At 57.8% G+C, this 24,555-nt stretch carries 23 protein-coding genes; 17 read left to right on the plus strand and 6 right to left on the minus strand.

Translation table 11 applies throughout. The annotated features are described in order from the left end of the window. The first annotated feature begins 62 nt into the window (after positions 1-62). From ACR0BZ_RS06390 to ACR0BZ_RS06415, 6 genes are read left to right on the plus strand one after another with little or no spacing between them, the layout of a single operon-like run. Complete coding sequence (locus ACR0BZ_RS06390; RefSeq protein ID WP_480919772.1) at positions 63-2,516, plus strand: FAD-dependent oxidoreductase; 2,454 nt, start codon at positions 63-65, stop codon at positions 2,514-2,516. Then, on the plus strand, positions 2,516-3,598 hold the full coding sequence (locus ACR0BZ_RS06395; protein WP_245220588.1) for an alcohol dehydrogenase family protein: 1,083 nt from the start codon (positions 2,516-2,518) through the stop codon (positions 3,596-3,598). The genes ACR0BZ_RS06390 and ACR0BZ_RS06395 overlap by 1 nt, the downstream gene beginning before the upstream one ends. Beyond that, complete coding sequence (locus ACR0BZ_RS06400) at positions 3,595-4,173, plus strand: dimethylsulfonioproprionate lyase family protein (RefSeq protein ID WP_480919773.1); 579 nt, start codon at positions 3,595-3,597, stop codon at positions 4,171-4,173. Before ACR0BZ_RS06395 ends, ACR0BZ_RS06400 begins: the two co-directional genes overlap by 4 nt. Next, positions 4,170-5,276 carry a mandelate racemase/muconate lactonizing enzyme family protein gene (locus tag ACR0BZ_RS06405; RefSeq protein WP_480919774.1) on the plus strand — a complete coding sequence of 369 codons (1,107 nt, stop codon included), beginning with the start codon at positions 4,170-4,172 and terminating at the stop codon, positions 5,274-5,276. The genes ACR0BZ_RS06400 and ACR0BZ_RS06405 overlap by 4 nt, the downstream gene beginning before the upstream one ends. After that, positions 5,273-6,376: a mandelate racemase/muconate lactonizing enzyme family protein gene (locus ACR0BZ_RS06410; RefSeq protein WP_480506630.1), complete on the plus strand. Its 1,104-nt coding sequence runs from the start codon at positions 5,273-5,275 to the stop codon at positions 6,374-6,376. The genes ACR0BZ_RS06405 and ACR0BZ_RS06410 overlap by 4 nt, the downstream gene beginning before the upstream one ends. 1 nt (position 6,377) lies before the next feature. Beyond that, positions 6,378-7,649 carry an aspartate aminotransferase family protein gene (locus tag ACR0BZ_RS06415; RefSeq protein ID WP_480919775.1) on the plus strand — a complete coding sequence of 424 codons (1,272 nt, stop codon included), beginning with the start codon at positions 6,378-6,380 and terminating at the stop codon, positions 7,647-7,649. Positions 7,650-7,872: 223 nt separating this feature from the next. On the opposite strand, the gene hemC is transcribed toward ACR0BZ_RS06415, so the two are convergent. Beyond that, on the minus strand, positions 7,873-8,838 hold the full coding sequence (hemC, locus tag ACR0BZ_RS06420) for a hydroxymethylbilane synthase (protein WP_480539054.1): 966 nt from the start codon (positions 8,836-8,838) through the stop codon (positions 7,873-7,875). A gap of 106 nt (positions 8,839-8,944) precedes the next feature. Between hemC and hemE the strand changes: the two genes are divergently transcribed. Continuing rightward, positions 8,945-9,979 (plus strand): uroporphyrinogen decarboxylase, encoded by a 1,035-nt coding sequence (gene hemE / locus ACR0BZ_RS06425; RefSeq protein ID WP_480919776.1) that lies wholly within the window; start codon positions 8,945-8,947, stop codon positions 9,977-9,979. Positions 9,980-10,060: 81 nt separating this feature from the next. On the opposite strand, the gene ACR0BZ_RS06430 is transcribed toward hemE, so the two are convergent. After that, entirely contained in the window at positions 10,061-11,149 is a 1,089-nt protein-coding gene (locus ACR0BZ_RS06430) for a CaiB/BaiF CoA transferase family protein (protein WP_480919777.1), read from the minus strand. Between the two features lie 170 nt (positions 11,150-11,319). Here ACR0BZ_RS06430 and ACR0BZ_RS06435 point away from each other — a divergent pair, with 170 nt between their 5' ends. The 6 genes from ACR0BZ_RS06435 to uvrC all read left to right on the plus strand — a co-directional run bounded on the left by ACR0BZ_RS06435 (position 11,320) and on the right by uvrC (position 18,007). After that, positions 11,320-12,249, plus strand: a complete 930-nt coding sequence (locus ACR0BZ_RS06435; RefSeq protein WP_480869882.1) for an ABC transporter ATP-binding protein — start codon at positions 11,320-11,322, stop codon at positions 12,247-12,249. Next, on the plus strand, positions 12,246-13,007 hold the full coding sequence (locus ACR0BZ_RS06440; RefSeq protein ID WP_480506637.1) for an ABC transporter permease: 762 nt from the start codon (positions 12,246-12,248) through the stop codon (positions 13,005-13,007). Before ACR0BZ_RS06435 ends, ACR0BZ_RS06440 begins: the two co-directional genes overlap by 4 nt. A 114-nt stretch (positions 13,008-13,121) precedes the next feature. Beyond that, positions 13,122-13,919, plus strand: a complete 798-nt coding sequence (locus ACR0BZ_RS06445) for a S49 family peptidase (RefSeq protein WP_480482989.1) — start codon at positions 13,122-13,124, stop codon at positions 13,917-13,919. Between the two features lie 171 nt (positions 13,920-14,090). After that, positions 14,091-15,053 carry a calcium/sodium antiporter gene (locus ACR0BZ_RS06450; RefSeq protein WP_267365434.1) on the plus strand — a complete coding sequence of 321 codons (963 nt, stop codon included), beginning with the start codon at positions 14,091-14,093 and terminating at the stop codon, positions 15,051-15,053. Between the two features lie 21 nt (positions 15,054-15,074). Then, positions 15,075-15,854 (plus strand): SDR family oxidoreductase, encoded by a 780-nt coding sequence (locus tag ACR0BZ_RS06455; RefSeq protein WP_480919778.1) that lies wholly within the window; start codon positions 15,075-15,077, stop codon positions 15,852-15,854. A gap of 290 nt (positions 15,855-16,144) precedes the next feature. Further along, positions 16,145-18,007, plus strand: coding sequence for an excinuclease ABC subunit UvrC (uvrC, locus tag ACR0BZ_RS06460; RefSeq protein WP_480919779.1), 1,863 nt, complete (start codon positions 16,145-16,147; stop codon positions 18,005-18,007). On the opposite strand, the gene ACR0BZ_RS06465 is transcribed toward uvrC, so the two are convergent. Next, on the minus strand, positions 18,004-18,888 hold the full coding sequence (locus ACR0BZ_RS06465; RefSeq protein ID WP_480919780.1) for a DMT family transporter: 885 nt from the start codon (positions 18,886-18,888) through the stop codon (positions 18,004-18,006). The genes uvrC and ACR0BZ_RS06465 overlap by 4 nt on opposite strands. Before the next feature lie 174 nt (positions 18,889-19,062). On the opposite strand from ACR0BZ_RS06465, the gene pgsA reads away from it, so the two are divergent. Genes pgsA through ACR0BZ_RS06480 form a run of 3 tightly spaced genes read left to right on the plus strand, consistent with a single transcriptional unit; the run spans position 19,063 to position 20,427 of the window. Beyond that, positions 19,063-19,731 (plus strand): CDP-diacylglycerol--glycerol-3-phosphate 3-phosphatidyltransferase, encoded by a 669-nt coding sequence (pgsA, locus tag ACR0BZ_RS06470; protein WP_480482997.1) that lies wholly within the window; start codon positions 19,063-19,065, stop codon positions 19,729-19,731. A 3-nt stretch (positions 19,732-19,734) separates the two neighbouring features. Further along, complete coding sequence (moaD, locus tag ACR0BZ_RS06475; RefSeq protein WP_209506660.1) at positions 19,735-19,980, plus strand: molybdopterin converting factor subunit 1; 246 nt, start codon at positions 19,735-19,737, stop codon at positions 19,978-19,980. 3 nt (positions 19,981-19,983) lie between these two features. Then, a complete protein-coding gene (locus tag ACR0BZ_RS06480; protein WP_480494390.1) occupies positions 19,984-20,427 on the plus strand; it encodes a molybdenum cofactor biosynthesis protein MoaE in 444 nt (147 codons plus the stop codon). A gap of 55 nt (positions 20,428-20,482) precedes the next feature. Here ACR0BZ_RS06480 and ACR0BZ_RS06485 read toward each other — a convergent pair whose 3' ends face one another. From ACR0BZ_RS06485 to ubiA, 3 genes are all read right to left on the minus strand, one after another. Continuing rightward, on the minus strand, positions 20,483-20,803 hold the full coding sequence (locus ACR0BZ_RS06485) for a hypothetical protein (protein WP_267365430.1): 321 nt from the start codon (positions 20,801-20,803) through the stop codon (positions 20,483-20,485). 1 nt (position 20,804) lies between these two features. Further along, complete coding sequence (locus ACR0BZ_RS06490) at positions 20,805-22,724, minus strand: OmpA family protein (protein ID WP_480919781.1); 1,920 nt, start codon at positions 22,722-22,724, stop codon at positions 20,805-20,807. Positions 22,725-22,788: 64 nt separating this feature from the next. Beyond that, positions 22,789-23,751 carry a 4-hydroxybenzoate octaprenyltransferase gene (gene ubiA, locus ACR0BZ_RS06495; protein WP_480919782.1) on the minus strand — a complete coding sequence of 321 codons (963 nt, stop codon included), beginning with the start codon at positions 23,749-23,751 and terminating at the stop codon, positions 22,789-22,791. An 11-nt stretch (positions 23,752-23,762) separates the two neighbouring features. Here ubiA and ACR0BZ_RS06500 point away from each other — a divergent pair, with 11 nt between their 5' ends. Then, entirely contained in the window at positions 23,763-24,488 is a 726-nt protein-coding gene (locus ACR0BZ_RS06500) for a 16S rRNA (uracil(1498)-N(3))-methyltransferase (protein WP_480919783.1), read from the plus strand. The last annotated feature ends 67 nt before the right edge of the window (positions 24,489-24,555 follow it).

The raw sequence follows: 24,555 nt of genomic DNA on the forward strand, positions 1-24,555 counted from the left end.
CGATGGTACAAATGTGGAATTAGCCTGTCGAGCAGAAAAGCGACTCGGGAAGAGGAAAAATCATGTCCGGGAATGAACTGCCGTCACACGCACGTGTGGTCATCGTCGGAGGCGGCGTCATGGGCGTTGGTCTGGCCTACCATCTGGCCCATGAAGGCTGGGGCGAAGAGACTGTTCTGCTGGAAAAGGCCGAGCTGACCAGCGGCAGTACATGGCATGCGGCGGGGCAGATTACGCATTCAACCTCAAGCTTTGGTCTGGGCAAATGCGTCGATTACAACATCGGCTTGTATTCCGGCCTGCTGGAGGCCGAGACAGGTCAGCCTGTCACGTGGCATGGCTGTGGCTCGTTCCGCCTTGCTTATACCGAGGATGAGATGGGCTGGCTGCGCCACACCTTGTCGGTTGGTCGGTCGCTGGGCTTCAATATCGAGCTTGTCGGCCCCGAGAAGGTGGCCGAACTGCATCCGTTTTATAACCTCGAGGGTGTTCTGGGCGCGCTGCACACGCCCGATGACGGCCATGTGGACCCGACCAACGTGACCATGGCGATGGCCGCCGGGGCACGCCAGAAGGGCGTGCGCATTTTCCGCAGCTGCCGGGCGACGAACATCACGCAGGGCGCAAACGGTGAATGGATTGTTGAGACCGAACGGGGAGCCATCATCTGCGAGCATGTGGTGAACGCGGGCGGCACCTACGCGCGCCAGATGGGCGAATGGTCCGGGCTGCAACTGCCGATGACGTCAATGACGCACCATTATTTCGTGACCGAGCCGGTGCCGGAATTCCAGAATCTGGACAAAGAACTGCCGGTGATCCGCGATGACCGCAAAGTCTCGGGTTATATCCGGATGGAGCAGAAGCGTGGCCTGATCGGAATATACGAGAAAGCGAATCCGAACTCGGTCTGGCATGATCACTGCCCGTGGGAGTACGAGAACTGGTTGTTCGACGCGGATTATGACCGGGTAATGCCATGGCTTGAGGAAAGCCTGAACCGGATGCCGATCTTTGCCGAGCTGGGCATTCAGCGCGATGTGCATGGGGCGATTTCGCACCCGCCGGACGGCAACCCCCTGATCGGTCCTGCGCCGGGTGTGCGGAATTACTGGTGCTGTTGCGGGACGCAGATCGGGATCGGCTGGGGCCCGGGTCTGACCCGAGAACTGGCGCGCTGGATGGTGCATGGGGCTGCCGATATCTCGATGCGGGATTTCGATCCGCGCCGCTTCGGCAGCTATGCCACCAAAGACTGGCAAGTGATCAAGGCGGAAGAAGATTACTGCTTGCGGCACGAAATCCCGTTTCCACACTTCAATCGAATTGCAGGGCGTCCGATCAAGCCGTCGCCACTGTACGAGTTGCTGAAATCCAAGGGCGCGGTACATGAAGAGGTCTATGGCTTCGAACGCCCCCGCTGGTTCGCCCGGGACGGCGTGGAACAGCGCGATCACTATTCCTTCCGCCGCACCCCTGCCGACGACATGGTCGCGGCCGAGGTCAAGGCAGTGCGCGAACGTGTCGGCATCATGGATGTCACCGCCTTCACCAAAGTCGAAGTATCGGGGCCGGATGCCTATACCCTGCTGGATCGGTTGACTGCCAACCGGATGCCACAAAAAGTTGGCTCGATCACGCTGACCCATATGTTGAACCGTCGTGGCCGGATTGAGTTGGAGACTACCATTGTCCGCATCGCCGAAGACCGCTTCTATCTGGTCTGTGCGGCGTTCTTCGAACAGCGCTTGCTTGATCACCTGGCACATCAGCGCAAGGGTGAAGTTGTGCAAATCACCGCGCTGTCTTCTGATTGGTCGGCCTTGTCGCTGAACGGTCCCCGATCACGCGAAGTTCTGGCGCGCTGTACGGATACCGATCTGAGCAATGCCGGGTTCCGCTGGCTGTCAGCGCAGGAGGTCACGATTGCCGGTCATAAACTCTGGGCGTTTCGCATGTCTTATGCGGGCGAACTGGGTTGGGAACTGCATATGCCTAACGCTGCCTGCCTTGATGTCTACAATGCGCTATGGGCTGCAGGCGAGGAGTACGGCATCGCGGACTATGGCAGTTTCGCCATGAACGTGATGCGGATGGAGAAGGGCTTCAAAGGGGCAGGTGAGCTGACCAACGAGGTCACTCTGGCCGAGGCTGGCGTGCTGCGCTTTGCCCGTACGGACAAGGATTACCTGGGCAAGGACAAGACGTTGAACACCGATTTGCCATGGATATGTGCCTATCTGCAAATCGAGCCGGATGGCGAAATTGACGGCCATGGAGGCGAGGCGGTGATGCTGGACGGGCGTGTCATAGGCTCGACGGCTTCGGTCGCATTCGGCCACACGGTCGGTAAGATATTGGCCTTTGCATACATCAAACCCCAAGCAGCAAAAGCGGGAACCGAATTGGAGGTCGTGATTCACGGCAAGCCGCGTCCGGCCCGAGTACTGGATGAGCCCGCCTACGATCCCGACAGCCTGCTGCCCCGCACAGACGCATTAGTGGAGACCGCCTGATGAGCCTGCCCGCCACAATGAAAGCCATGGTCACGATGGGCCACGGAGGGTTAGAGCAGATAGTTCGGCACGATAACTGGCCGCGCCCTGAACCTGCGGAAGGCGAAGTGCTGATCAAGGTTGCGGCATGTGGGCTGAACAATACGGACGTCAACACACGGTCGGGTTGGTACTCCAAGACGGTCACAGCCGCAACAACCGGTGGCGCGTTTGAACAGGTTGGTGAAGATGATCCCACCTGGGGCGGTAATCCGATCACCTTCCCGCGAATTCAAGGGGCCGATATCTGCGGATATATCGTTGCCGTCGGCGAAGGTGTTGATCGTGGGCGTATCGGCGAGCGTGTCATCACGGATGGCTGGTTGCGCGATCCGGTGGAACCCGACAATATGGACAAGACTGGCTATTTCGGCTCGGAACGGGATGGCGGTTTTGCCGAATACGCGACAACTCTGGCGGTGAATGCTGTGGCAATCACCTCGGACCTGACGGATGCTGAACTGGCAACTTTTTCCTGCTCTTACTCCACCGCCGAAGGCATGTTGACCCGTGCCAATGTGACCGGCGAGGATACGGTTTTGGTTCCAGGTGCTTCCGGCGGTGTGGGCGGCGCGCTTGTGCAACTGGCCAAACGGCGCGGCGCACGGGTGATCGCGATGGCATCCGAATCCAAACACGCGGACGTGGCCAGACTTGACCCCGATGTCATTCTGCCACGCGCACCTGCGAACCTGCGCAAGGCGCTGAGCGCGGAAAAGATCAGTGTGGTTGCTGATGTCGTAGGCGGGCCATACTGGCCGAACCTGATCGACATATTGGAACGGGGTGGCCGTTATACCTGTTCGGGCGCAATTGCAGGTCCGATCGTCGAACTTGATCTGCGTACATTCTACCTGCGCGACCTGACCTTCACCGGTTCGACCGTCATTGACCCTCAGGTCATGAAGAACCTCGTAACATACATCGAGGCTGGTGAGATCAAGCCAGCGCTTGCCGCGACATACCCGCTGGAGGAGCTCCGAGAAGCACAAGCCGCGTTCATCGCCAAAGAGCACACTGGCAACATCGTGGTGATGCCATGAAGCTGGACGATGTTCTCGAAGCTGCCCGGCAAATGCACCATGCGCATCCTGATCTGTCTGCGTTCGCGCAATGGCCGGGTGATCTGAGCCAGACGGGGTTGGATCCCGCACCCATTCCCGCAACGAGACTGGTGGCAGCATTTGATCTAGTTGAAGACGTGCCAACCCGCGACCTGATCGCGGCGGTCAAAACGACTGCGCATCTGGCACATTGGAAACACACCTACACCGAAAACGAAGTTGGTGCGGATTTCCTGAATCGATACGGCTATTATGAGCTGTTCGGTCCAACCGGACATTTTCACTCGACCCTGCTGCGTGGCTACATCGCGTATTGGGGGGCTAGCCTGAACTACGATTGGCACAGCCATCAGGCCGAAGAACTCTACCTCGTTCTTGGCGGAGGTGCGTTGTTCAAGGTCGATGGGGACGAAACATATGTTGGTGCCAATCAAACACGCTTGCACGCAAGTCGGCAAAGTCATGCCATGGTCACCACAGATCAGCCGATCCTGACTTATGTTCTGTGGCGCGGTGAAGGCATGGGTGATCTGCCCCGGATGGATATCGCATGAAGATCAAGGCTATCACAGTATTTCACGTCGACCTTCCTCTGGAGCATCCATATTGGTTGTCTGGTGGGCGACTGAAATTCGAAACGCTTGACGCGACACTCGTGAAAATCGAAACCGATGCGGGGTTTGTTGGCTGGGGTGAAGGGACCCCATGGGGCCATACCTATGTGCCGGCGCATGGTCCGGGTATCCGCGCCGGAATTGAAACGATGGCGCCGTTCATTCTGGGCCTGGATCCGCGGCGGGTTCTGGATGTGGAACGGGCGATGGATCTTGCCTTGCCCGGGCACCTTTATGCCAAAAGCCCAATTGATATGGCCTGCTGGGATATCGCGGGTCAGGCGGCGGGCGTGCCGATTGCCGATCTGATGGGGGGTGGATCGCGGACACCGCGCCCGATTGCGTCCTCGGTCGGGGCGAAAACCGTCGACGAAACGCGCGCGGTCATAGAGCGTTACCGCCAGCGGGGCTACATCGCCCATTCTGTGAAGATCGGTGGTGACGTTGAACGGGACATCGCGCGTGTTCGCGATGTCGAGAGTATTCGGCGACCCGGCGAGATCGTTCTTTATGATGTCAATCGTGGCTGGACGCGTCAGCAAGCGTTGCGTGTGATGAGCACCTGCGCGGACCTGAATGTCATGTTCGAACAACCTTGTGAGACGCTGGATGACATTGCTGCAATCTCGGGGCTTCACCCGTCACCCGTTTCAGTGGACGAAAGCCTCGTGACTTTGCAGGATGCGGCCCGTATTGCCCGCGATGGTCTGGCTCAGATTTTCGGGATCAAGTTGAACCGCGTCGGCGGGCTGACCAAGGCTGCGCGCATGCGGGATATCGCGCTGGCCCATGGGATAGACATGTTTGTAATGGCCACAGGCGGTACGGTTCTGGCCGATACCGAAGCATTGCATCTGGCCGCGACCATCCCGGATGACAACTGCCTTGCAGTATGGGCCTGTCAGGACATGATCACGGTCGATATTGCCGGTGGGCGTGGGCCTCGGAATGTTGATGGCCATTTGCACCTGCCAGAAGAACCCGGGCTCGGTGTTCATCCGGATGAAAGCACATTGGGTGATCCAGTGGGAGTATACGCTTGAAAATCAACAAGATAACGCTCTGGTCTGTTGATCTGACAAGTCACGAAACGTACCATATGGCTGAAGGCAAGACCTGTGCCACTGTGAAATCCCATGTCCTGAGCCTTGAAACGGACACCGGTCACAGGGGGTGGGGTGAGGTCTGCCCGATCCCGCATTACCTGCCGGCCTATGCGGACGGGGTGCCAGGTGCCATTGCTGAGATGGGGCCCGAAATTCTTGGGATCACCCCTTTTGGTGCAGACTCTCCCATGCGCAAGCTGGACGGGTTTCTGCAAGGGCATCAATACGCGAAATCGATCGTCGATATCGCGCTTTGGGACCTGTTCGGTCAGGCGGCAGGGTTGCCGGTTTATGCGGTGTTGGGTGGGCGAACGCAGGCGGATATGCCGCTCTATCATTCGATCACCTGCATCGCACCGGACGAGATGGCGCGTATTGCCAAATCCGCTTTTCAAACCGGAATCCGGCAGTTTCAGGTCAAGCTGGGTGTCGAGGGAGATTGGCAGGCGGATGCCGAGCGGCTGATCAAAGTGCGCGAAGCCGTGGGAACCGGGCCGTTGGTATATGGTGACTGGAATTGTGGAGCATCGCGATTGCAGGCGACCCGTACCGGGCGTGCGGTGGCACATCTGGACGTGATGTTGGAACAGCCCTGCAAAACGCTGGAAGACTGTGCCGCTGTCCGTCAGGCTACTGGTCTTCCGATGAAAATCGACGAGAGTGCCTTTGATCTTGCCTCGCTTTTGCGTGCGTATGAACTGGGTTGCATGGATGCGGTGGCGCTTAAACTTTCGAAATTCGGCGGATTGTCAGCAATGCGTCGTGCACGGGATCTGACCGTGCATCTGGGTGCCGAGATTTGCGCGGAATGCACATGGGGGTCTGACATTATTACTGCGGCTTCACTTCACTTTGCGGCGTCGACGCCGAAAGGTTCTCTGATGAACACGTGCGACTTGTCGTCTTACGTGGCCCCGCGTCTGTGTCCTGATGCACCAATTCGTGAAAACGGCCGGATTGCTCCGCCCGAAGGTCCGGGTTTAGGTGTTGTGCCGGACCTCGATATCCTTGGCACCCCAATTCTGGAGATCGACTGAGATGCTGAAAATCCAATCACAATCCGAATGGATTGCTCGCGCGAACGAAGTTCTACCCGCCGGGGGGTTTGGCAACTTTGATCCGGGCATCATCATCGCCCGTGGTGAAGGCAGCCGTGTCTGGGACGAGGATGGCAACGAATATGTCGATTACCTGATCGGGTCGGGTCCGATGCTGCTGGGTCATGGCCACCCTGAAGTGATGGAAGCCGTTTTGGAACAGCTGCCCAAAGGGATGACGTTTTTTGCCAACAACAGAAAAGGAATCGAACTGGCCGAGGCCATCATCGACGCCGTTCCCTGCTGCGAGCAGGTGCGCTTTGTCGCGTCGGGAGGCGAAGCCGACATGTATGCGATTCGCCTGGCGCGGGCTTATACCGGGCGCAGCAAGATCCTGAAGTTTGAAGGCGGTTACCACGGTATGAGCGCCGAGGCGCAGATGAGCCTTGCCCCAAGCCGCAGAGTTAATTTCCCGCAGGCTGTTCCCGACAGCGCCGGTATCCCCGACAGCGTGGCCGAGCAAATGCTGATCGCGCCCTTTAACGATCTGGAAGCCGTCGCTGCTTTGCTGGATGAAAATGACGACGTTGCCGCGATTATAGTCGAGCCTTTGCAACGGATCATCCCGCCAATGCCGGGATATTTGCAGGGCCTCCGAGCTCTGTGTGATCAACATGGTGTGCTGTTGATCTTTGATGAGATCGTCACCGGATTCCGGCTGGCTTATGGCGGGGCGCAGGAACGATACAGGGTCACACCGGATATCTGCACTTTGGGAAAGATCACGGGCGGCGGCTTCCCTCTGGCTGCGCTTGGTGCCAGCGTCGAGATCATGAAGCATTTCGATAAGTCGAAGGTCGGGGAAGAAGGTTGGCTGATGCAGTTGGGTACCCTCTCGGGGAATCCGGTCGCCTCGGCCGCTGGGCTGAAGACGATGGAGATTTTGCGGCGTGAAGGCGCGTATGAGCGTTTGCGCGCAATTGGAAAACACTTGCAGCAGATTCAGACGGACGCCTTGAATGAAGCGGGCATCGCGCATCGGATTTGCGGTGACGAGACTTTGTTTGACATCTATTTCACCAACGCCGAGTGCCGTGATTATCGCAGCGCAAACCACGATGATCCACAGCGCAACGCCACTTATAATGCGGTGCTGCGCGCCCATGGAATCTTCAAGTCTCCGGGCAAGCTTTATCCGTCGCTGGCGATCACCGATGCGGATCTGGAACAGACACGCATCGCCGTCCGTCACGCGGTTGATGCCATTTCCTGAAGGTTGGATGTATACAACGTAAACGGGTCGCTTTTGAGTTCAACAGCGACCCGCTACCTTTGGAAGTCGGGGGTCAGCCTCGCCCCCTCGAATACTGATTAAATCACCGGCAATCTGAAAACTTTTCGATACTTTCGAGACTGACCCGACTTCCTCATCGGTATGTCACTTTAATGCCCGAGAATCTCGGCGGTCACAGTGATCAAGTTCACACTGCCTTAAATTAATTTGAATTTTTCCAATCAAAAAAACCTGGACCCGCCTGTTCCAACAGTTCCGCTGCCATCGTGCGGGCCATTTCTGGCCCGTCTTTGACAGAACCGGTCACTTCTCTGTTCACGGTGTCCGACCCATCTGGGCGCAGGACTTCGCCGCGCAGCCTTAAGTTGTCTCCGTCCAGTTCCGCCAGGCCAGCGATCGGAGTTTCGCAAGACCCGTCCAGCGCGGCCAGCAAGGTGCGTTCGGCGGCCAGCCGCCATCCTGTTTCCGCGTGATGAATCGCTTCAAGCATTTCAGCCGCGCGTATATCGTTGCTACGCCGTTCGATGCCAATGGTACCCTGTGCAATCGCGGGCAGCATGTCATCCGGAGAAATGGCGCTGGCTGGAATCTCGTCCATGCCCAGACGGCGAATGCCAGCCATGGCCAGAAAAGTGCAATCCGCGACCCTGGCTTCCAGCTTTTTCAGCCGCGTCTGCACGTTCCCGCGAAACTCGACCACTTTCAGATCCGGCCGCCGGTTCAGCAGCTGCGCCCGGCGCCGCAATGACGAAGTGCCCACAACAGCCCCTTCGGGCAGATCGTGGATTGAGTTAAGGCGCGGCGAGATGAACGCGTCACGCACATCTTCGCGCGGAAGGAATGTGTCCAGAACCAGCCCTTCGGGCTGTTCAACAGGCATGTCTTTCGTTGAATGCACGGCGATATCGATTTCGGCGCGCAACATCGCCTCTTCGATTTCCTTGGTGAACAGGCCCTTGTTGCCGATTTCCTTCAGCGGGCGATCCGCATCGATCATGGCGCGATTGTCGCCGGTTGTTTTGATCACGACGATTTCAAAGGCCACTTCGGGCAGATCAAACGCATCGCTCAGGCGTTGGCGGGTTTCATAGGCCTGAGCCAGAGCCAGCGGTGAACCACGGGTGCCAATTCTGAGGGGCGATGCGGGGGTGGGCAGGGTCAAAGTCATGTGCACAGCTTTAGTCGCGTCACATTGCCCTGACAATGGGGGCTGAGCTTGACAAATTGCCGCCGAAGGACGACCCGTTGCCAAAACCGGAAGACTGGGGGCGAATATGGCCGAGACAAAGAAACTGCTGAGGGCGCTGGCGGGCGAAGTACAGGATGTGCCGCCAATCTGGATGATGCGCCAGGCGGGCCGGTATCTGCCGGAATACCGGGCCACCCGTGCCCAGGCCGGGGATTTTCTGTCTTTATGCTATAACCCGGAACTGGCCGCCGAAGTCACATTGCAGCCGATCCGGCGCTATGGGTTTGATGCTGCGATCCTGTTTGCCGATATCCTGCTGGTGCCGCAGGCGCTGGGTGCGGATCTGTGGTTTGTGACCGGCGAAGGTCCACGTTTGTCGACGATCACGCGGCAAGCGGAGTTTGATGCGTTGAAGCCGGTGGACGCGATTCACGAGACATTGTCGCCCGTTTATGAAACGGTTCGGATCCTGTCGCGAGAATTGCCGTCTGAGACCGCGCTGATCGGGTTTGCCGGCGCGCCCTGGACAGTCGCGACCTACATGATCGCCGGGCGTGGAACACCCGATCAGGGACCGGCACACGCTTTGCGAGAGAGCGATACTGCCTTATTCGAGGCGCTGCTGGATCGCATCACGGCGGCAACAATCGAGTATCTGTCGGCTCAGATCGACGCCGGGGCCGAGGTGGTCAAGATTTTCGATAGCTGGGCGGGTTCCCTGAAAGGTGAGGCGTTTCGCAAATACGCGGTGGAACCGTGCCGTGTGATTACGCAGGCCATCAAGGAACGTCACCCCGGCATCCCGGTGATCGGGTTCCCGCGCGAGGCGGGGGAGGGGTATGTCGGGTTTGCCAAGACGACGGGCGTGGATTGCGTCGCGCTGGACAACTCGGTGTCGCCTGATTGGGCCGCCAGACATGTACAGGTTGATGGTTGTGTGCAGGGAAACCTGGCCTCGTCGCATATGGTGACCGGTGGGCAGGCTCTGGTGGAAGAGACGCGGCGGATTGTCGAGGCTTTCTCGAACGGGCCGCACATCTTCAACCTGGGACATGGGATCACGCCGGATGCCGATCCTGAGAATGTTCAGTTGATGATCGATACGGTGCGCGGGCAGTAAGCAGGTTAAAGGGGGCCAGCCCCCTTCTTGGCCTGCGGCCAATTCATCCCCCGGGATATTTTGGGCCAGATGAAGTGCGGATCAGCGCAGGCTGTCGAGCTCTGCGAGGATGTCCTTGGTATGCTCGCCGCGCATGGGGCTGGGTTTCGGGGTCCAGTCATGGCCTGAAAACCGTGGGGCGGCGGCGGCCTGAAATGCGCCGTCAAAATCCTGCCAGCAGTTGCGATGGGTGTTCATCGGGTGTGAGCGGGCTTCGTCCGGGCTGAGAACTGGGGCAACGCAGGCATCTGTTCCTCGAAACAGGGCCTCCCAATGGTCGCGTGGTTGACTGGCGAAAATATCGGTCAGACGGCGTGAAAGCGAAGGCCATAGATTACGGTCGTATTGCCGTTGAAACTCGGTATCGTTTGTGAGGCCCATTAAGCTCAGAAATTGCATGTAGAATTTTGGTTCGAGGCATTGAACGGAAATAAAACCACCGCAGGCGCAGGCGTAGGTGCTGCTCCAGTGGGGACCGTCCAACAGGCTTTGACCCCGGGTTTCAGACAGGTTGCCGGTTTGGCGCATTGTCATCAATAGGTTCATCATATGGGCCGAGCCGTCATAGATTGCCGCGTCAACGACGGTACCTACACCGGTGCGTTGCGCATTGATGAGCCCTGCCAGAACGCCTGCCACAAGATACATGGCCCCACCGCCGATATCACCCACCAAAGTTGGCGGGGTCTGCGGTTCTTGGCCGGGACGTGATGCATACCAGAGCGCCCCGGACAGGGCGATGTAATTCAGGTCATGCCCAGCCGTGTCGGCCAGCGGGCTATCCTGCCCCCAGCCCGTCATGCGCCCATAGACCAGTTTTGGATTGCGGGTCAGGCAGACATCGGGCCCGAGCCCCAGTTTTTCCATCACACCAGGGCGGAATCCTTCGATCAGCGCATCGGCTGTGTCAATAAGGCGAAGCGCGGTCTCCAGATCATTGGCGTCCTTCAGATCAAGTGCGATGGATCTTTTGCCCCGATCCAGCAGGGAACGTTCCGGCATGCCCGGTGTCGTGGCGCCCCCTTTGCGATGGATTGTTATCACGTCAGCGCCAAGATCTGCCAGAAACATGGCTCCAAACGGGCCGGGACCCAGACCTTCAAGTTCGACAACACGTATTCCGTTCAGCATCAGGGCCCTCCATTCCCGGCAGAGTTTGCTGGCTGGTGTCGGGATTGCAAGCCGGATGATTGCTGGCGCGGGCGGTCTTCCTTTTGGCAGTTGTTCATCACATGGTGCGGAATGGGCCTGTTATCCCTGTGTTCGGGGCGATAGGGTTTGGGCCAGAACGGGGAGCGGATATGACGACCATTTTATCCATCAGAGATCTGCGCAAATCCTACGCCGATGGGTTCGAGGCGCTGAAAGGTGTGTCTCTGGACATTGAAGAAGGCGAAATTCTTGCGCTTCTGGGGCCGAATGGGGCGGGAAAAACCACTCTGATCTCGACGATCTGTGGAATAACCACGCCAACATCCGGCACGGTCTCAGTCGGCGGGCACGACATTCAGTCGGACTATCGCGCAGCGCGCAGGATGATCGGGCTTGTCCCGCAAGAGATCGCGCTGGAACCGTTTGAAAAGGTCTGGAACACAGTTCGGCTGTCACGCGGGTTGTTTGGGCTGGGCAAAGACAACGCCCGGATCGAGGGCATTCTGCGCAAGCTTTCGCTATGGGACAAGCGCAAGAACCCCATCAAGGAGTTGTCGGGCGGCATGAAACGCCGCGTGCTGATCGCCAAGGCCTTGGCGCATGAACCACGTGTTTTGTTTCTGGATGAACCGACGGCAGGTGTGGATGTCGAGCTGCGCAAGGATATGTGGGAAATCGTAGCAGAGCTGAAACGGGACGGTGTCACCATCATTCTGACCACCCACTATATCGAAGAGGCAGAAGCCATCGCGGATCGCGTCGGCGTCATCGACAAGGGTGAGTTGCTTTTGGTGCAGGACAAAGACACGCTTATGGCGCAGATGGGCAAAAAGCAGATTGTCGTCATGCTCACCGAGCCAATCGCCAAGATTCCCGATGATTTGGCCAGCCACAATCTGACCCTCAACGGCGCGGGGGATAGCCTGATCTATACCTACGATACCCATGCGGATCGCACGGGGATAACGACCCTGTTGAATGACGTGTCGCAGGCCGGACTGGTGTTGCGCGATGTGCAGACACGGCAATCGAGCCTGGAGGAGATATTTGTCAATCTGGTATCCGGAGAGGCGGCATGAACTGGACCGCAATCGCTGCAATCTACCGGTTCGAAATGGCCCGCTTCTTTCGCACCCTGGCGCAAAGCTTCCTGTCACCGGTTCTTTCCACTTCGCTGTATTTCGTGGTATTTGGCACCGCCATCGGCAGTCGAGTTCAGGAGGTCGAGGGTGTATCCTACGGCGCGTTCATCGTCCCGGGCTTGATCATGCTGTCTGTGGTGATGCTTTCGATCTCGAACGCGTCTTTCGGAATTTATTTCCCAAAGTTTCTGGGCACCATCTACGAGCTGTTGTCGGCGCCGGTGAATTTTATCGAAATCGTGATTGGGTATGTCGGTGCGGCGGCCACCAAAGCGCTGTTCGTGGGGTTGGTCATTCTGGCCACGTCGACCTTTTTCGTCGACATACGGATCGAACATCCCTTTGCCATGGCGGCGTTCTTGATCCTGTCATGTCTCAGCTTCTCGTTGCTGGGTTTTATCATCGGGATATGGGCCAGTAATTTTGAACAGATGTCATTGGTGCCGCAGCTTGTGGTCACGCCGCTTATCTTCCTTGGCGGTACGTTTTATTCAATCTCGATGCTGCCGCCTCTGTGGCAGACGATCACGTTGTTCAATCCGGTCGTCTATCTGATTTCGGGGTTTCGCTGGTCGTTTTTCGGGCTTGCGGATGTGCCCATCGCCCTGAGTTTGCTGGCCATCATAGCCTTTACTGGGGTGTGTCTGGCGGTCATTGGCTGGATCTTCAAAACTGGCTGGCGCATTCGCAGCTAACCCGCACCGGGGCGTTGCATTTTTGCCCATTGAGTGTGTGAATTTGGTTCACGTCGCGTTCAAGGTTCGAAGAGTCTCTTGTTTACGGGTTGGTGGCACTCTACATCGGCACCCATGAAGCTCAGCCTGCCGTTCGTCAAAAAACACCCTTGTGTGGCCGTTGTCCGCCTGTCCGGCGCCATTGGAATGGCCGGTCGCGGGTCCTTGAACGACGCCACGCTTGCGCCGGTTCTCGAGAAAGCCTTTCGCAAGGGAAAACCTGCGGCCGTGGCGCTTGAGATCAATTCACCGGGCGGATCCCCTGTCCAAAGTTCAATGATCGGTGCGCGCATTCGGCGTTTGTCCGAAGAACTGGACGTGCCGGTCATCGCTTTTGTCGAAGACGTCGCTGCATCCGGTGGGTATTGGCTGGCCGCCGCAGCGGATGAGATCTGGGCCGATGACAGTTCTGTACTGGGATCGATCGGTGTGATCTCGGCTGGATTTGGCGCGCATGTCTTTCTGGCGCGGCAGGGATTTGAGCGGCGGGTCCATACCGCCGGGAAATCGAAGTCCATGCTCGACCCGTTTTCACCGGAAAAGAAAGAGGATGTAGCCCGCCTGCAAGGGTTATTGGGCGATATCCACGAGAATTTCATTGCGCATGTCAAAGATCGGCGCGGGGACAAGCTGAATCAGGAAGCTGATCTGTTTACGGGCGAGGTCTGGCTGGCGCGTCGCGCGCAGGAACTGGGGCTTATCGACGGCATCGCCCATCTGAAGCCAAAGGTGCAGGACCGTTTCGGTGACAAGGTCAAATTTCGCCGCTATGGCGTGAAAAAACCGATCTGGACCCGGTTTGGGGCCAGCCTGGCGCAGGATGCTATCGCAGGGTTAGAGGAGCGGGCAGCCTACGCGCGTTTCGGTTTGTGACGTGATCTTAAAGGCTGTCACTCTTTTTCTGATCGCAATGGGCGTATTGGCAATGTTCGGCAAGCTGCGGTTTCCTGGGCAAAAGAAGCTAAGTTCGGCGAAATGTCCGCGATGCGGTCGCTATCGCATCGGAAAAGGCCCTTGTGCCTGTGAAAAAGGAGGCCGGGCTTGATCACCACGTGGCTGCTGTCTGGTCTTGGCTTGTTGATCCTGTTGCTGGCAGGCGATGCCTTGGTGCGTGGCGCAGTGAACCTGAGCCTGCGTTTAGGTGTTCCGGCTCTGATCGTCAGCCTTACGATTGTGGCCTTCGGCACGTCCGCGCCCGAGTTGCTGATTGCTATCAGCGCCGTCAAGGAACACGCGCCGGGTATTGCGCTAGGCAATGTTGTCGGATCAAACACTGCCAACATCCTGTTGGTTCTTGGTCTTCCTGCGATGCTGGCAACGATCCATACCAGCGAATGCGACAGCCGTAGGAACTATGCCTTCATGCTGATGGCGACGGCCCTGTTCATAGGGTTGGCGTTTTGTGGAACATTCACCGTCGTCAGCGGCCTGATCCTGCTGGCGGCTTTGGGCCTGGTTCTGATGAATGCGTTTCGTGAAGCAAAGGCGCACCGCAAGGCCTGTGGCGAAGCCTGTGCCGATGACGACGACCTTGAAGGTCTGGAAGAAGCCGATCCTGACATGCCTTACTGGAAGGTATCGGTTTACCTGATCCTCGGCCTTGTGGGCCTTCCTATGGGGGCGCACCTGCTGGTGGAAAATGCGACGGTCATCGCCCGGACATATGGTGTCAGTGAAACGGTTATCGGTCTGACTCTGATTGCGGTTGGAACGTCTTTACCTGAACTGGCGACAACCGTGATGGCCGCTTTGCGCCGACAGGCCGATGTGGCCCTTGGCAACGTGATTGGCTCGAACATGTTCAATCTTCTGGCCATTATCGGGATCGCAACCTGGTTCGGGCGTATCCCGGTTGATCCCGGTTTCCTGCATTTTGACCTTTGGGTCATGCTGGGCGCATCGCTGCTTCTGGTTCCTTTTGTTGTTTTCAAGCAGGATATCTCTCGCGGTTGGGGGCTGGTGCTGACCTTCCTTTATGCGCTTTATGTCACTGTATTGCTGGTGTGATCTGACAAAACGAGGTGAAGCATGACCCGAGCTTTAGTGACCGGTGCCGGTATTCGTCTGGGTCGGGCCATGGCGCTTTATCTGGCAGGTCGTGGATATGATGTCGCCGTTCATTATGCGTCCTCAGAACGCCCCGCGCACGAGACTGTGGCGGAGGTACAGGCTATGGGCCGACGGTCAGTGGCATTGCAGGCTGATCTGCTGGATGAGGCAGAGGTGCAGGATCTGCTGCCCAAAGCAGCCGAGGCTCTGGGCGGGCCGATCACCTGTCTGGTGAACAACGCCTCGATCTTTGAATATGACAGCGTTCACACTGCGACGCGCCAAAGCTGGGACCGCCATCTCGACAGCAACCTGCGGGCACCGTTCGTTTTGACCCAAGCCATGGCCGGGCAGGGGCTGGCCCCGGACACGGACGAAAATGGCGAACCCCTTGCGACCGGTCTGATCATCAACATGGTGGACATGCGTGTACGCAAGCTGACACCCGAGTTCATGTCTTACACCATCGCCAAAATGGGGCTATGGACGCTGACCCGTACCTCGGCACAGGCGCTGTCCCCGGCAATCCGGGTCAATGCCATTGGCCCCGGACCGACGGTGCAGGGGCATCGTCAAAGCGCTGAGCATTTCCAGGCGCAACGAACGAATACTGTTCTGGAACGCGGGTCAAATCCGTCGGATATCACCGCCGCCTTGGGATATTTTCTGGATGCACACGCAGTAACGGGGCAAATGATATGCGTGGATGGCGGTCAGCACCTGGGGTGGAAAACACCGGATGTTCTGGGAGTTGAATAAGCAATATCGCTGCAAGTTTTGCACCGCGCACGTTTGTGTTACCTGCGTGTTACAAAAATGTCTTTTTTTTCATACACTTGCTAAATGTGTGAAAAAATATCGTTAAAAATCAGCATCTTGATAATGTGCCTATTTTTTGTGCATGTTAATGAAGTGGTAATGAAACAAGGGAAATTCTAAGGCTGTGAAAACTTATCTTCACACTTATCCACAGGAATCGTGGATTTGTTTTCTCTTGATCTGAAGCCCGCAAGATTGCAGCCAGTAAAAGAGAATCATATCGGAATCCCATGACTACCCACAGTGAATCGTCCCTGACCGGTTATGCCTGCATTCAGCGCTATGCAAAGACGCTGGACAGCTCGCCCGGGGTGTACCGGATGCTGGATGCTGACAGTCGGGTTTTATACGTGGGCAAGGCGCGAAACCTGAAGGCGCGGGTGTCGAACTATACAAGGCCGGGTCACTCGGGCCGGATCGAGAAGATGATTTCCTCGACCGCTTCGATGATGTTTCTGACCACAAGAACGGAAACTGAGGCGCTGCTGCTGGAGCAGAACCTGATCAAGCAGCTTAAACCGAAATACAATGTGCTGCTGCGGGACGACAAAAGCTTTCCGAACATCCTGGTCGCCAAGGATCATGACTTTCCGCAGATCAAAAAACACCGTGGGGCGAAGAAGGAAAAAGGCGCCTATTTCGGACCATTTGCCAGCGCGGGTGCTGTAAACCGCACATTGAACCAGCTGCAAAAGGCATTCCTGCTGCGCAACTGTTCGGATTCCATGTTCGACAGCCGCACGCGGCCCTGTCTGCTTTATCAGATCAAACGGTGTTCCGGGCCGTGTGTCGGTTTGATTTCGGAGCAGGATTACAGTGAAAGCGTCAAGGATGCAGAACGTTTCCTGTCGGGGCGCTCGACCAAGGTGCAGGAGGAACTGGCTGAACAGATGATGGCCGCGTCCGAGGCTATGGAGTTCGAACGCGCCGCCGGTCTGCGCGACCGCATCCGGGCGCTGACGCAGGTACAGACCGCGCAAGGCATCAACCCTCGTGGCGTGACCGAGGCGGATGTGATCGGCCTTTATATGGACAGCGGGCAAGCCTGTGTTCAGGTATTCTTCATCCGGGCCAACCAGAACTGGGGCAACAAGGACTTTTATCCGCGTGTTGGCCCGGATGTATCACATGCCGAAGTGATGGAGGCTTTCCTTGGCCAGTTCTACAACAACAAGGAACCACCACGGCAGTTGATCTTGTCGGACGGGATCGAAAACGCCGATCTGATGCAGGAGGCTTTGTCCGAGAAAGCCGGGCGCAAAGTCGAAATCCTTGTCCCGCTGCGTGGTGAGAAACAGGAACTGGTTGCAGGTGCCTTGCGCAATGCGCGAGAGTCTCTGGCCAGGCGCATGTCGGAAAGCGCCACGCAGGCCAAGTTGCTGCGCGGGGTGGCAGAGGCGTTTGATCTGGATAGTCCACCGGGACGGATTGAGGTCTACGATAACTCTCATATCCAAGGCACTAACGCGGTGGGTGGTATGATCGTGGCAGGGCCCGACGGGTTCATGAAAAACGCCTATCGCAAGTTCAACATTCGTGGCGACGACCTGACGCCGGGTGATGATTTCGGCATGATGAAAGAGGTTCTGAACCGTCGCTTCACCCGCCTGCAAAAAGAAGACCCGGATCGGGATAAAGGGCTTTGGCCCGACCTGCTGCTGATCGATGGCGGTGCCGGACAAGTCAGCGCCGTGCACGAGATCATGCAGGCCCACGGGGTCGAAGACATTCCGATGGTCGGTGTTGCCAAAGGGGTCGACCGTGACCACGGCAAGGAAGAGTTTCACCGGATCGGCCAGCGCCCCTTTGCCCTAAAACGCAACGATCCGGTCTTGTACTTTATTCAACGGCTAAGGGACGAGGCGCACCGTTTTGCCATTGGCACCCACCGTGCGAAACGCGCCAAGGCTGTTGGTGCCACGCCGCTGGATGAAATTCCGGGCGTCGGGGCTGCACGCAAGCGCGCCTTGCTGACTCACTTCGGCAGCGCCAAAGCGGTAAGCCGGGCCAATCTGGCAGACCTGAAAGCGGTCGAGGGAATCTCGGCCGGATTGGCTCAGAAAGTCTATGATTTCTTCCACGACAAGGGTTAGACCTGTCGCCCCCGCCACAGGATATAGAGGCCCGAAGCCACAATAAGCGCGCTGCCGACCCACATAGTACGGTCCAGGCTTTCGCCGAACAGGGCGATACCCAACCCGATACCGAACAGCAGTCGCGTATAGCGGAACGGGGTCACGGCAGACACTTCACCCGTGCGCATTGCGTTCATGAGCGCGGCATAGGCCATGACGCCCATCAGAACCGCGCCCGTCAGATGCAGGCTGGTGTGCGTGCTAACCGGTGTCATGGGTGCGCCTTCCCACACCCGATAGGCAAGGCCCGCAACGATAATGCTGAGGAAACCATAAAACCCCAGAACTTCGGTTCCAAGCGTGGCAGGGGCCGCACGGCTGGCCAGATCACGCCCTGCGAACCCTAACATACCCAACACGGCCAGTATCGACAGCAGTGAAAAACTGTCCCCGGTCGGTTGCAGAATAACGACGACGCCGATCATACCGACAAAAATCGCGCTCCATCGCCGCCAACCAACCGCTTCACCAAAGAATAACGCCGCGCCTGCGACCACAACCAAAGGCGTTGCTTGCAAGATCACGGTGGCCGAGGACAAGGGCGTCAACGCGATGGCGAGCACATAGAACAGCCGACCAAAGACTTCGAACAGCACCCGAACTTTCATCGGGCGGGATAGAACGTCTGGGTGTATCAGACGTTTTCCGCGAGCCGACGCCAGTGCCGCAAAGATTACGGACCCGCCAGTCCCGAACAGAACCAGAACCTGCCAGATCGGAAGCGCGGTCGATGCTGCTTTCAGCAACGCATCCTCCAACGCAAAGCCCGCCATTGCGGCCACCATCCACAGGCTGCCGACCATGTTCGATCGGGCGTCGGTTTGAATATGCGCTGTCATCCTGAACGTTCCACTTTGCAGTCGACGGGCAATCTGACTGCAAAGACGTGAAACGCCAAGTGCACGAGGCGCAAAGCGTCGGACCTGCGGCGCTTTGACCAAGCTGTTGTGAGTGATGTAGTTTTTTACCGGTTTGTCTTTTCTGTCTTGAACCGGCGATATAGGGTCCAAGCCATGAAGTGGAATTTGCCCAATATCCTGACGGTTCTACGCCTGCTGGCTGCGCCCGGTCTGGCCGTAATGTTTTTGTACTTCACCCGGCCCTATGCGGACTGGTTCGCTTTGATCCTGTTTCTTTCGGCGGCGATCACCGATTGGTTTGATGGCTATCTGGCCCGTGCGTGGAAACAGGAAACCAAGATGGGCGCGATGCTGGATCCGATTGCCGACAAGGCAATGGTGGTGATCGCGCTGATGATTCTGGTTGGCTATTCGACCGAACACTGGACGCCATGGCTGGTGCTACCCGCCACCGTGATCCTGTTCCGCGAGGTTTTTGTCTCGGGCCTGCGCGAATATCTGGGCGATGTGGCGGGGACGCTGAAGGTTACAAAGCTGGCCAAGTGGAAAACTACAGCGCAGATGATCGCCATCGCCGTGCTGTTCTCGCAGGGCATCTTTGAACACTATGCCGTGATGGCGAGTTTCGGCATGGACGCCGCGCTGGTAGAACAGATTATCGCGGGCCAGGTTGAAGATGTGAATCACCTGCGCTGGAACATCCATGGTATGTTCTGGGCAGGCCAGATCGGGCTGTGGTTGCTGTGGATTGCGGCGACGCTGACATTGATCACCGGCTATGATTACCTACGTAAAGCCATGCCACATCTGAAGGAGATCTGAGGGATGGATGTGCTGTATTTTGCATGGGTACGCGAACGTATCGGTTTGCCAAAGGAAAAAGTCGAGACGCAGGCAGTCACTGTCAATGATCTGGTGGCCGAGTTGAGCGCGCGGGAAGAACGCTATGCCGCGGCATTTGCCGATTTGTCCGCCCTGCGCGTTGCACTGGATCAGGAGTTGTCGGATTTTGACGCCTCGCTGTCGGGCGTTCGGGAAGTGGCGTTTTTTCCACCAATGACGGGCGGTTGAGCGATGCGGATCGCTGTTCAGCAGGAAGCATTCGATCTGGGCGCCGAGGCCAATGCTTTTGCCGCCGGGGATGATGCCAACGGAGCCATTGTCACCTTCACTGGCGTTGTGCGCGACCTGGCAAGCGGTGATCTGGATGTGATGGAGATTGAACACTATCCGGGTATGACGGAACGGGCGCTGACCAAGATCGCCCAGGAAGCCAAGGAGCGGTGGTCATTGGGTGACGTCCTGGTGATCCACCGTCATGGCCGACTGGCCCCGGGAGACAGGATCATGATGGTGGCGACCGCTGCGCCGCATCGTAAAGATGCGTTTGAGGCAGCGGAATATCTGATGGATTATCTGAAGTCTCGCGCACCCTTCTGGAAGAAGGAAATCACCCACTCTGGTGCGGAATGGGTCGCAGCCAAAGACGAAGACGAAGACGCGCTGACCCGGTGGTAGTGATTTAGCGACCGTTTATTCTTGCAAACTTGGGCGGTGGCGCAAGGTCGTATGCTTAATCCGCGTTGTTGATCCGTCCGCGCAGTTCTTCGGCCTCCTGACGCGCGGCCCGCAGGCCATCCATAGCAGCTGCCAGCTCGGCCTCTGTCTGGGTTAGCTGGTTTGTCAATTCGGCCTCACGTTGCTGCAAATAGGTGATGGCCTGATCGCGGGTTTCCTCCGCCTCGTGCAACTCCTGACTCATCCGATCCAGATCGGCAACGTCGCTTTGACTTACTCGGGACAGGCGGTGCGCCAACCAGTTGGCAAACCAGCCCATGCAGAAGGCGGCGAACAGGATAATGGCTGTGACAATGACGAATTCTGTTCTGTTCAACTTACTGGTCCCCTGCATCCGCATCTGGTGCGGTCGTGTCGGTTTGGTCCTCTGCGGAAGTCGCAGCCTCGGCCTCAAGCGTTTCAAGACCTGTTTCTCTACCCTCAGCAGGCTCAGGGCGGATCAGACGGAACTCGATCCGGCGGTTTTCTTCCCGACCCTCTTCGGTGTCGTTGTCAGCGATGGGTTGCGTTTCCCCATACCCCACGGCGGTGTAGCTGCTGGTAGGAATGCGCCGCCCGCGCAGCTCGTTCAGAATGGATTGCGCCCGCGCCTGGCTGAGTTGTTGGTTCATCTCTTCACGGCCCTGACTGTCTGTGTGGCCCTGAATCTCCATACGGATCGGACCGCAGTCGCGCAGGATATCCGCAATCTGGTTCACCACATCGCGCGAGTCTGATGCAATCGTGGCCGATCCGGGCTCAAAGGCGATTTTGCTGGTGGCCTGAATTTCAGCAATTTGGGCCTCGCAGACTTCCGGGTCGGGCAGGGCGTCCTCGGGTTCCGGTGCGGGCTGATAGGTGATGGTCAGGGTGTATTCCTGCCCCTCGCCCAACTTGTCGGACAATTGACCTGCGATGCGGGCCTTGGCGTCTTCTTCGTGGCTGAGGCCGATCAGTTCGACCGTATCGGGTGTCACGGTCAATACGCCGTTGTGGAGCTGACCCAAAGCCTCCAGACCGGCCAGAACACGTACAGGCCAGTCCGTCGGGAGATCCGAAACGATGCGGGTGGCAGTATATACCTGATCAGATCCAAAGGCCGCGCGCGCGTAGCTGTCGACCATGTCGCGCAGAGTTTCATCACCCAGCCGTCCGCGCAATTGCACCAGCCCTTCAGGGCTGCGGGTGGCCGAGAACTCGACCGGGCCATTTGGGTTCGTTGTCTCAGGCTCAGGTAAAACGGTGTGCAAGGCGAAGACCGCAGGCAGCTCGGTTTCAAGCTCGCCCACAACCCGGTCGAACACCGCAGGATCGGTTCCCTCCGCTGCGATCAGGGTAATGTCCGCGTCTGACATGGTGACCGAACCCTGGCCTATCCGGAACAGCGCCTGAATGCTTTTCTCGGCTGCTTCTGGCCAGCGTGGCGATGGTTCGCCCAAGGCGATGGTGCAGGAATAAGGCCCCGTTAACCCGGCGTTTTTCGCGGCGGCCACGATTCGGTCACGTGCCTTCTCATCCTGCGCCGAGCAGGCGTCAAAATGCCCGCCTTCTTCGTCGATCAGGTAACGCAAAGTAAATGGAGTGACGACCGGGCGAGGTGCTGAAATTGCCAGCCCAACCCGCAGGCTGGGCGGTGCCGTACGCGTCAGGTCGCGTTCCAGTTTTTGTTTTTCTTGCTGACTGTTGGCAATTGCCGTGATCCTGACCAGATCCGGGTTGGCGGAAATTTTGGCGCGGGGCAGGTGGGTCAGGGCCTCCAACGCGTAAGATATTGCGGCATCCCACCCTTTGGGCTTCGGGTAATCTGCTGTTTCCATCAGGTCCGAAATGGCAACAGATCTGTCCAGATTGCCAAGCCGTTGGATCAGCTTGTCCCTGTTCTCACTGGCCGGGATCAGACCTATCACCGAAATTTCACTGTCATTTCGCAGGATTTCTACCGAAAAGCGCGGTGCTGCGAGGGCGGAAGTTGCGATAACCTCCATTTCGTCGATTACGCGGGATGTATCAACTTCGGTTCCCGCGGCGGTCAGAGCGTTAAAGCGGGTCGCTTCATCTGGCGCTGTACCGGTCAGGACCACCCGCAAACCATCGGCTTCGACCTCGGCCCAATCGTGTCCTTTCAGGTCCAGTGAGCGCCGTACAGCGAGTTCCGATGATTCTTCGATCTCGGTAACAGCATAGCTGGCCGCCAGAAGTGACAGGCCGGCTGATACAAGAAAGATCAGGGAAACAGCGATAAAATACGGCAGACGCATGTTTGGGTTTGGCACTCCTCAGGCGTTTGCGCCGATCTTTACAGGCCCCGTTCAGCAGGTGCAATCAGAGCAACAAGGCGACGCAAAGGAAGATCAGCGGAATAAAGCCGGTATCGCGGTTGGCCCGAAACAGCAGCAGCAGCTTGGCGTTGTCTTCGGTATCAAGCCCGCGCAATTGCCACATCATGTGCCAGCCCATGGCCCAGGGGCCGCAAAGCGCGACCCCCAACGCCAGAATTGACGCGTCAGGCACCCCGGCATCAATAATGGCCAGCCCCATCAGCGATACTGTTGCGACCAGAAAATACTTCAGCCATTTCGCCGTGTCGGTGCCGAACAGGCGCGCGGTGGATTTGATGCCGACCAGTTCATCATCCTCGGTATCCTGATGTGCATAGATCGTGTCATAGAACAGAGTCCAGGCGATGCCGGACAGGTACAGCGTGACAGCAGGCCAGCCGAGCGACCCGCTATGCGCCGTCCAAGCCAGTAATGCGCCCCAGTTGAAGGCCAGCCCCAGAAAAACCTGAGGCCACCAGGTAAACCGCTTGGCAAACGGATAAACGGTCACCGGCAGTAAAGATAACACACCCATGGCAATCGCCGCCTGATTGAAGCTGAGAAGAATGCCGAGCGCCAGAAGGCTTTGCAGTATCATCCAGGCCGCAGCTTGCCGGACACTGACTTGCCCCGACGGTATCGGGCGCGAGCGTGTGCGTTCAACCTGTGCGTCGAATTCCCGGTCTGTAATGTCATTCCACGTGCAACCGGCACCTCGCATCAAAAAAGCTCCGAATGCGCAGCCTAGGGCAATCCACAGATCTTCCCAACGCGGTTGACCGTCATGCAGGATGGCCAGCGCCAGCCCCCACCAACATGGAAGCAGCAACAGCCATGTGCCGATGGGCCGGTCCGCGCGGCTGAGGCGCAGATACGGTCGGGCAAAGGCTGGGGCATATGTGTCGACCCAGTTGCCGGTGACGGCATCGGCGACTTGACCATCTGGTGTTGGGGCATTGCCTTGCATATGTAGGTCTCATGAGTGCGAAAATCAGACTGTATGTAGAGCAGCCCTTGGGTCAGGGGCAATCGGTTCCTTTGACGCGCGATCAGGCGCACTATCTGTTTGGCGTCATGCGACTGCCGGTTGGCGGAGCAGTGGCGCTGTTTAACGGCAAAGATGGAGAGTGGCTGGCCGAGGTGGCCGAGTCCGGAAAACGCGGCGGGGCTCTGACCTGTGTCAGGCAGACCAAACCTTTGCAGCTGCCCCCCGATCTGTGGTTCCTGTTTGCGCCGATCAAAAAGGCGCGCACCGACTTCATTGTAGAAAAAGCCGCTGAAATGGGCGCAGCTCGCATCCTGCCAGTTCAGACCGAATTCACCAACGCTGACCGTATCCGGCAAGACCGGCTTCAGGCTCATGCAGTCGAAGCCGCTGAACAATGCGGAGGAACCTACGTGCCCGAAGTGGCAGACCTTCAGCGGCTGGACCGCGTGCTGAAGACCTGGCCTGAAGGTCGGCAGTTGATGTTCTGCAACGAAGCCGAGGTCGGCTCGGCCTTGCGGCTGGCAGCGAATGAAAAAGGGCGCCCCTGGGCGATTCTCATCGGCCCGGAAGGCGGGTTTTCCAACGCTGAGCGCGCACGGCTATCGGCTTTGCCCTATGCGCATGTGGTCAGTCTTGGCCCGCGTATTCTGCGGGCGGATACAGCGGCGGTGGCCGCGTTGACCATGTGGCAGCAGGCATTGGGGGATTGGTCCTGATTCGAGAGGCGGTTCAATCGGATGCCCCGGCGCTAGAGAGGTTTCTGTCCCGCTACCCTGACAGTTC

The sequence above is a fragment of the Ruegeria sp. P8 genome (assembly GCF_056534665.1).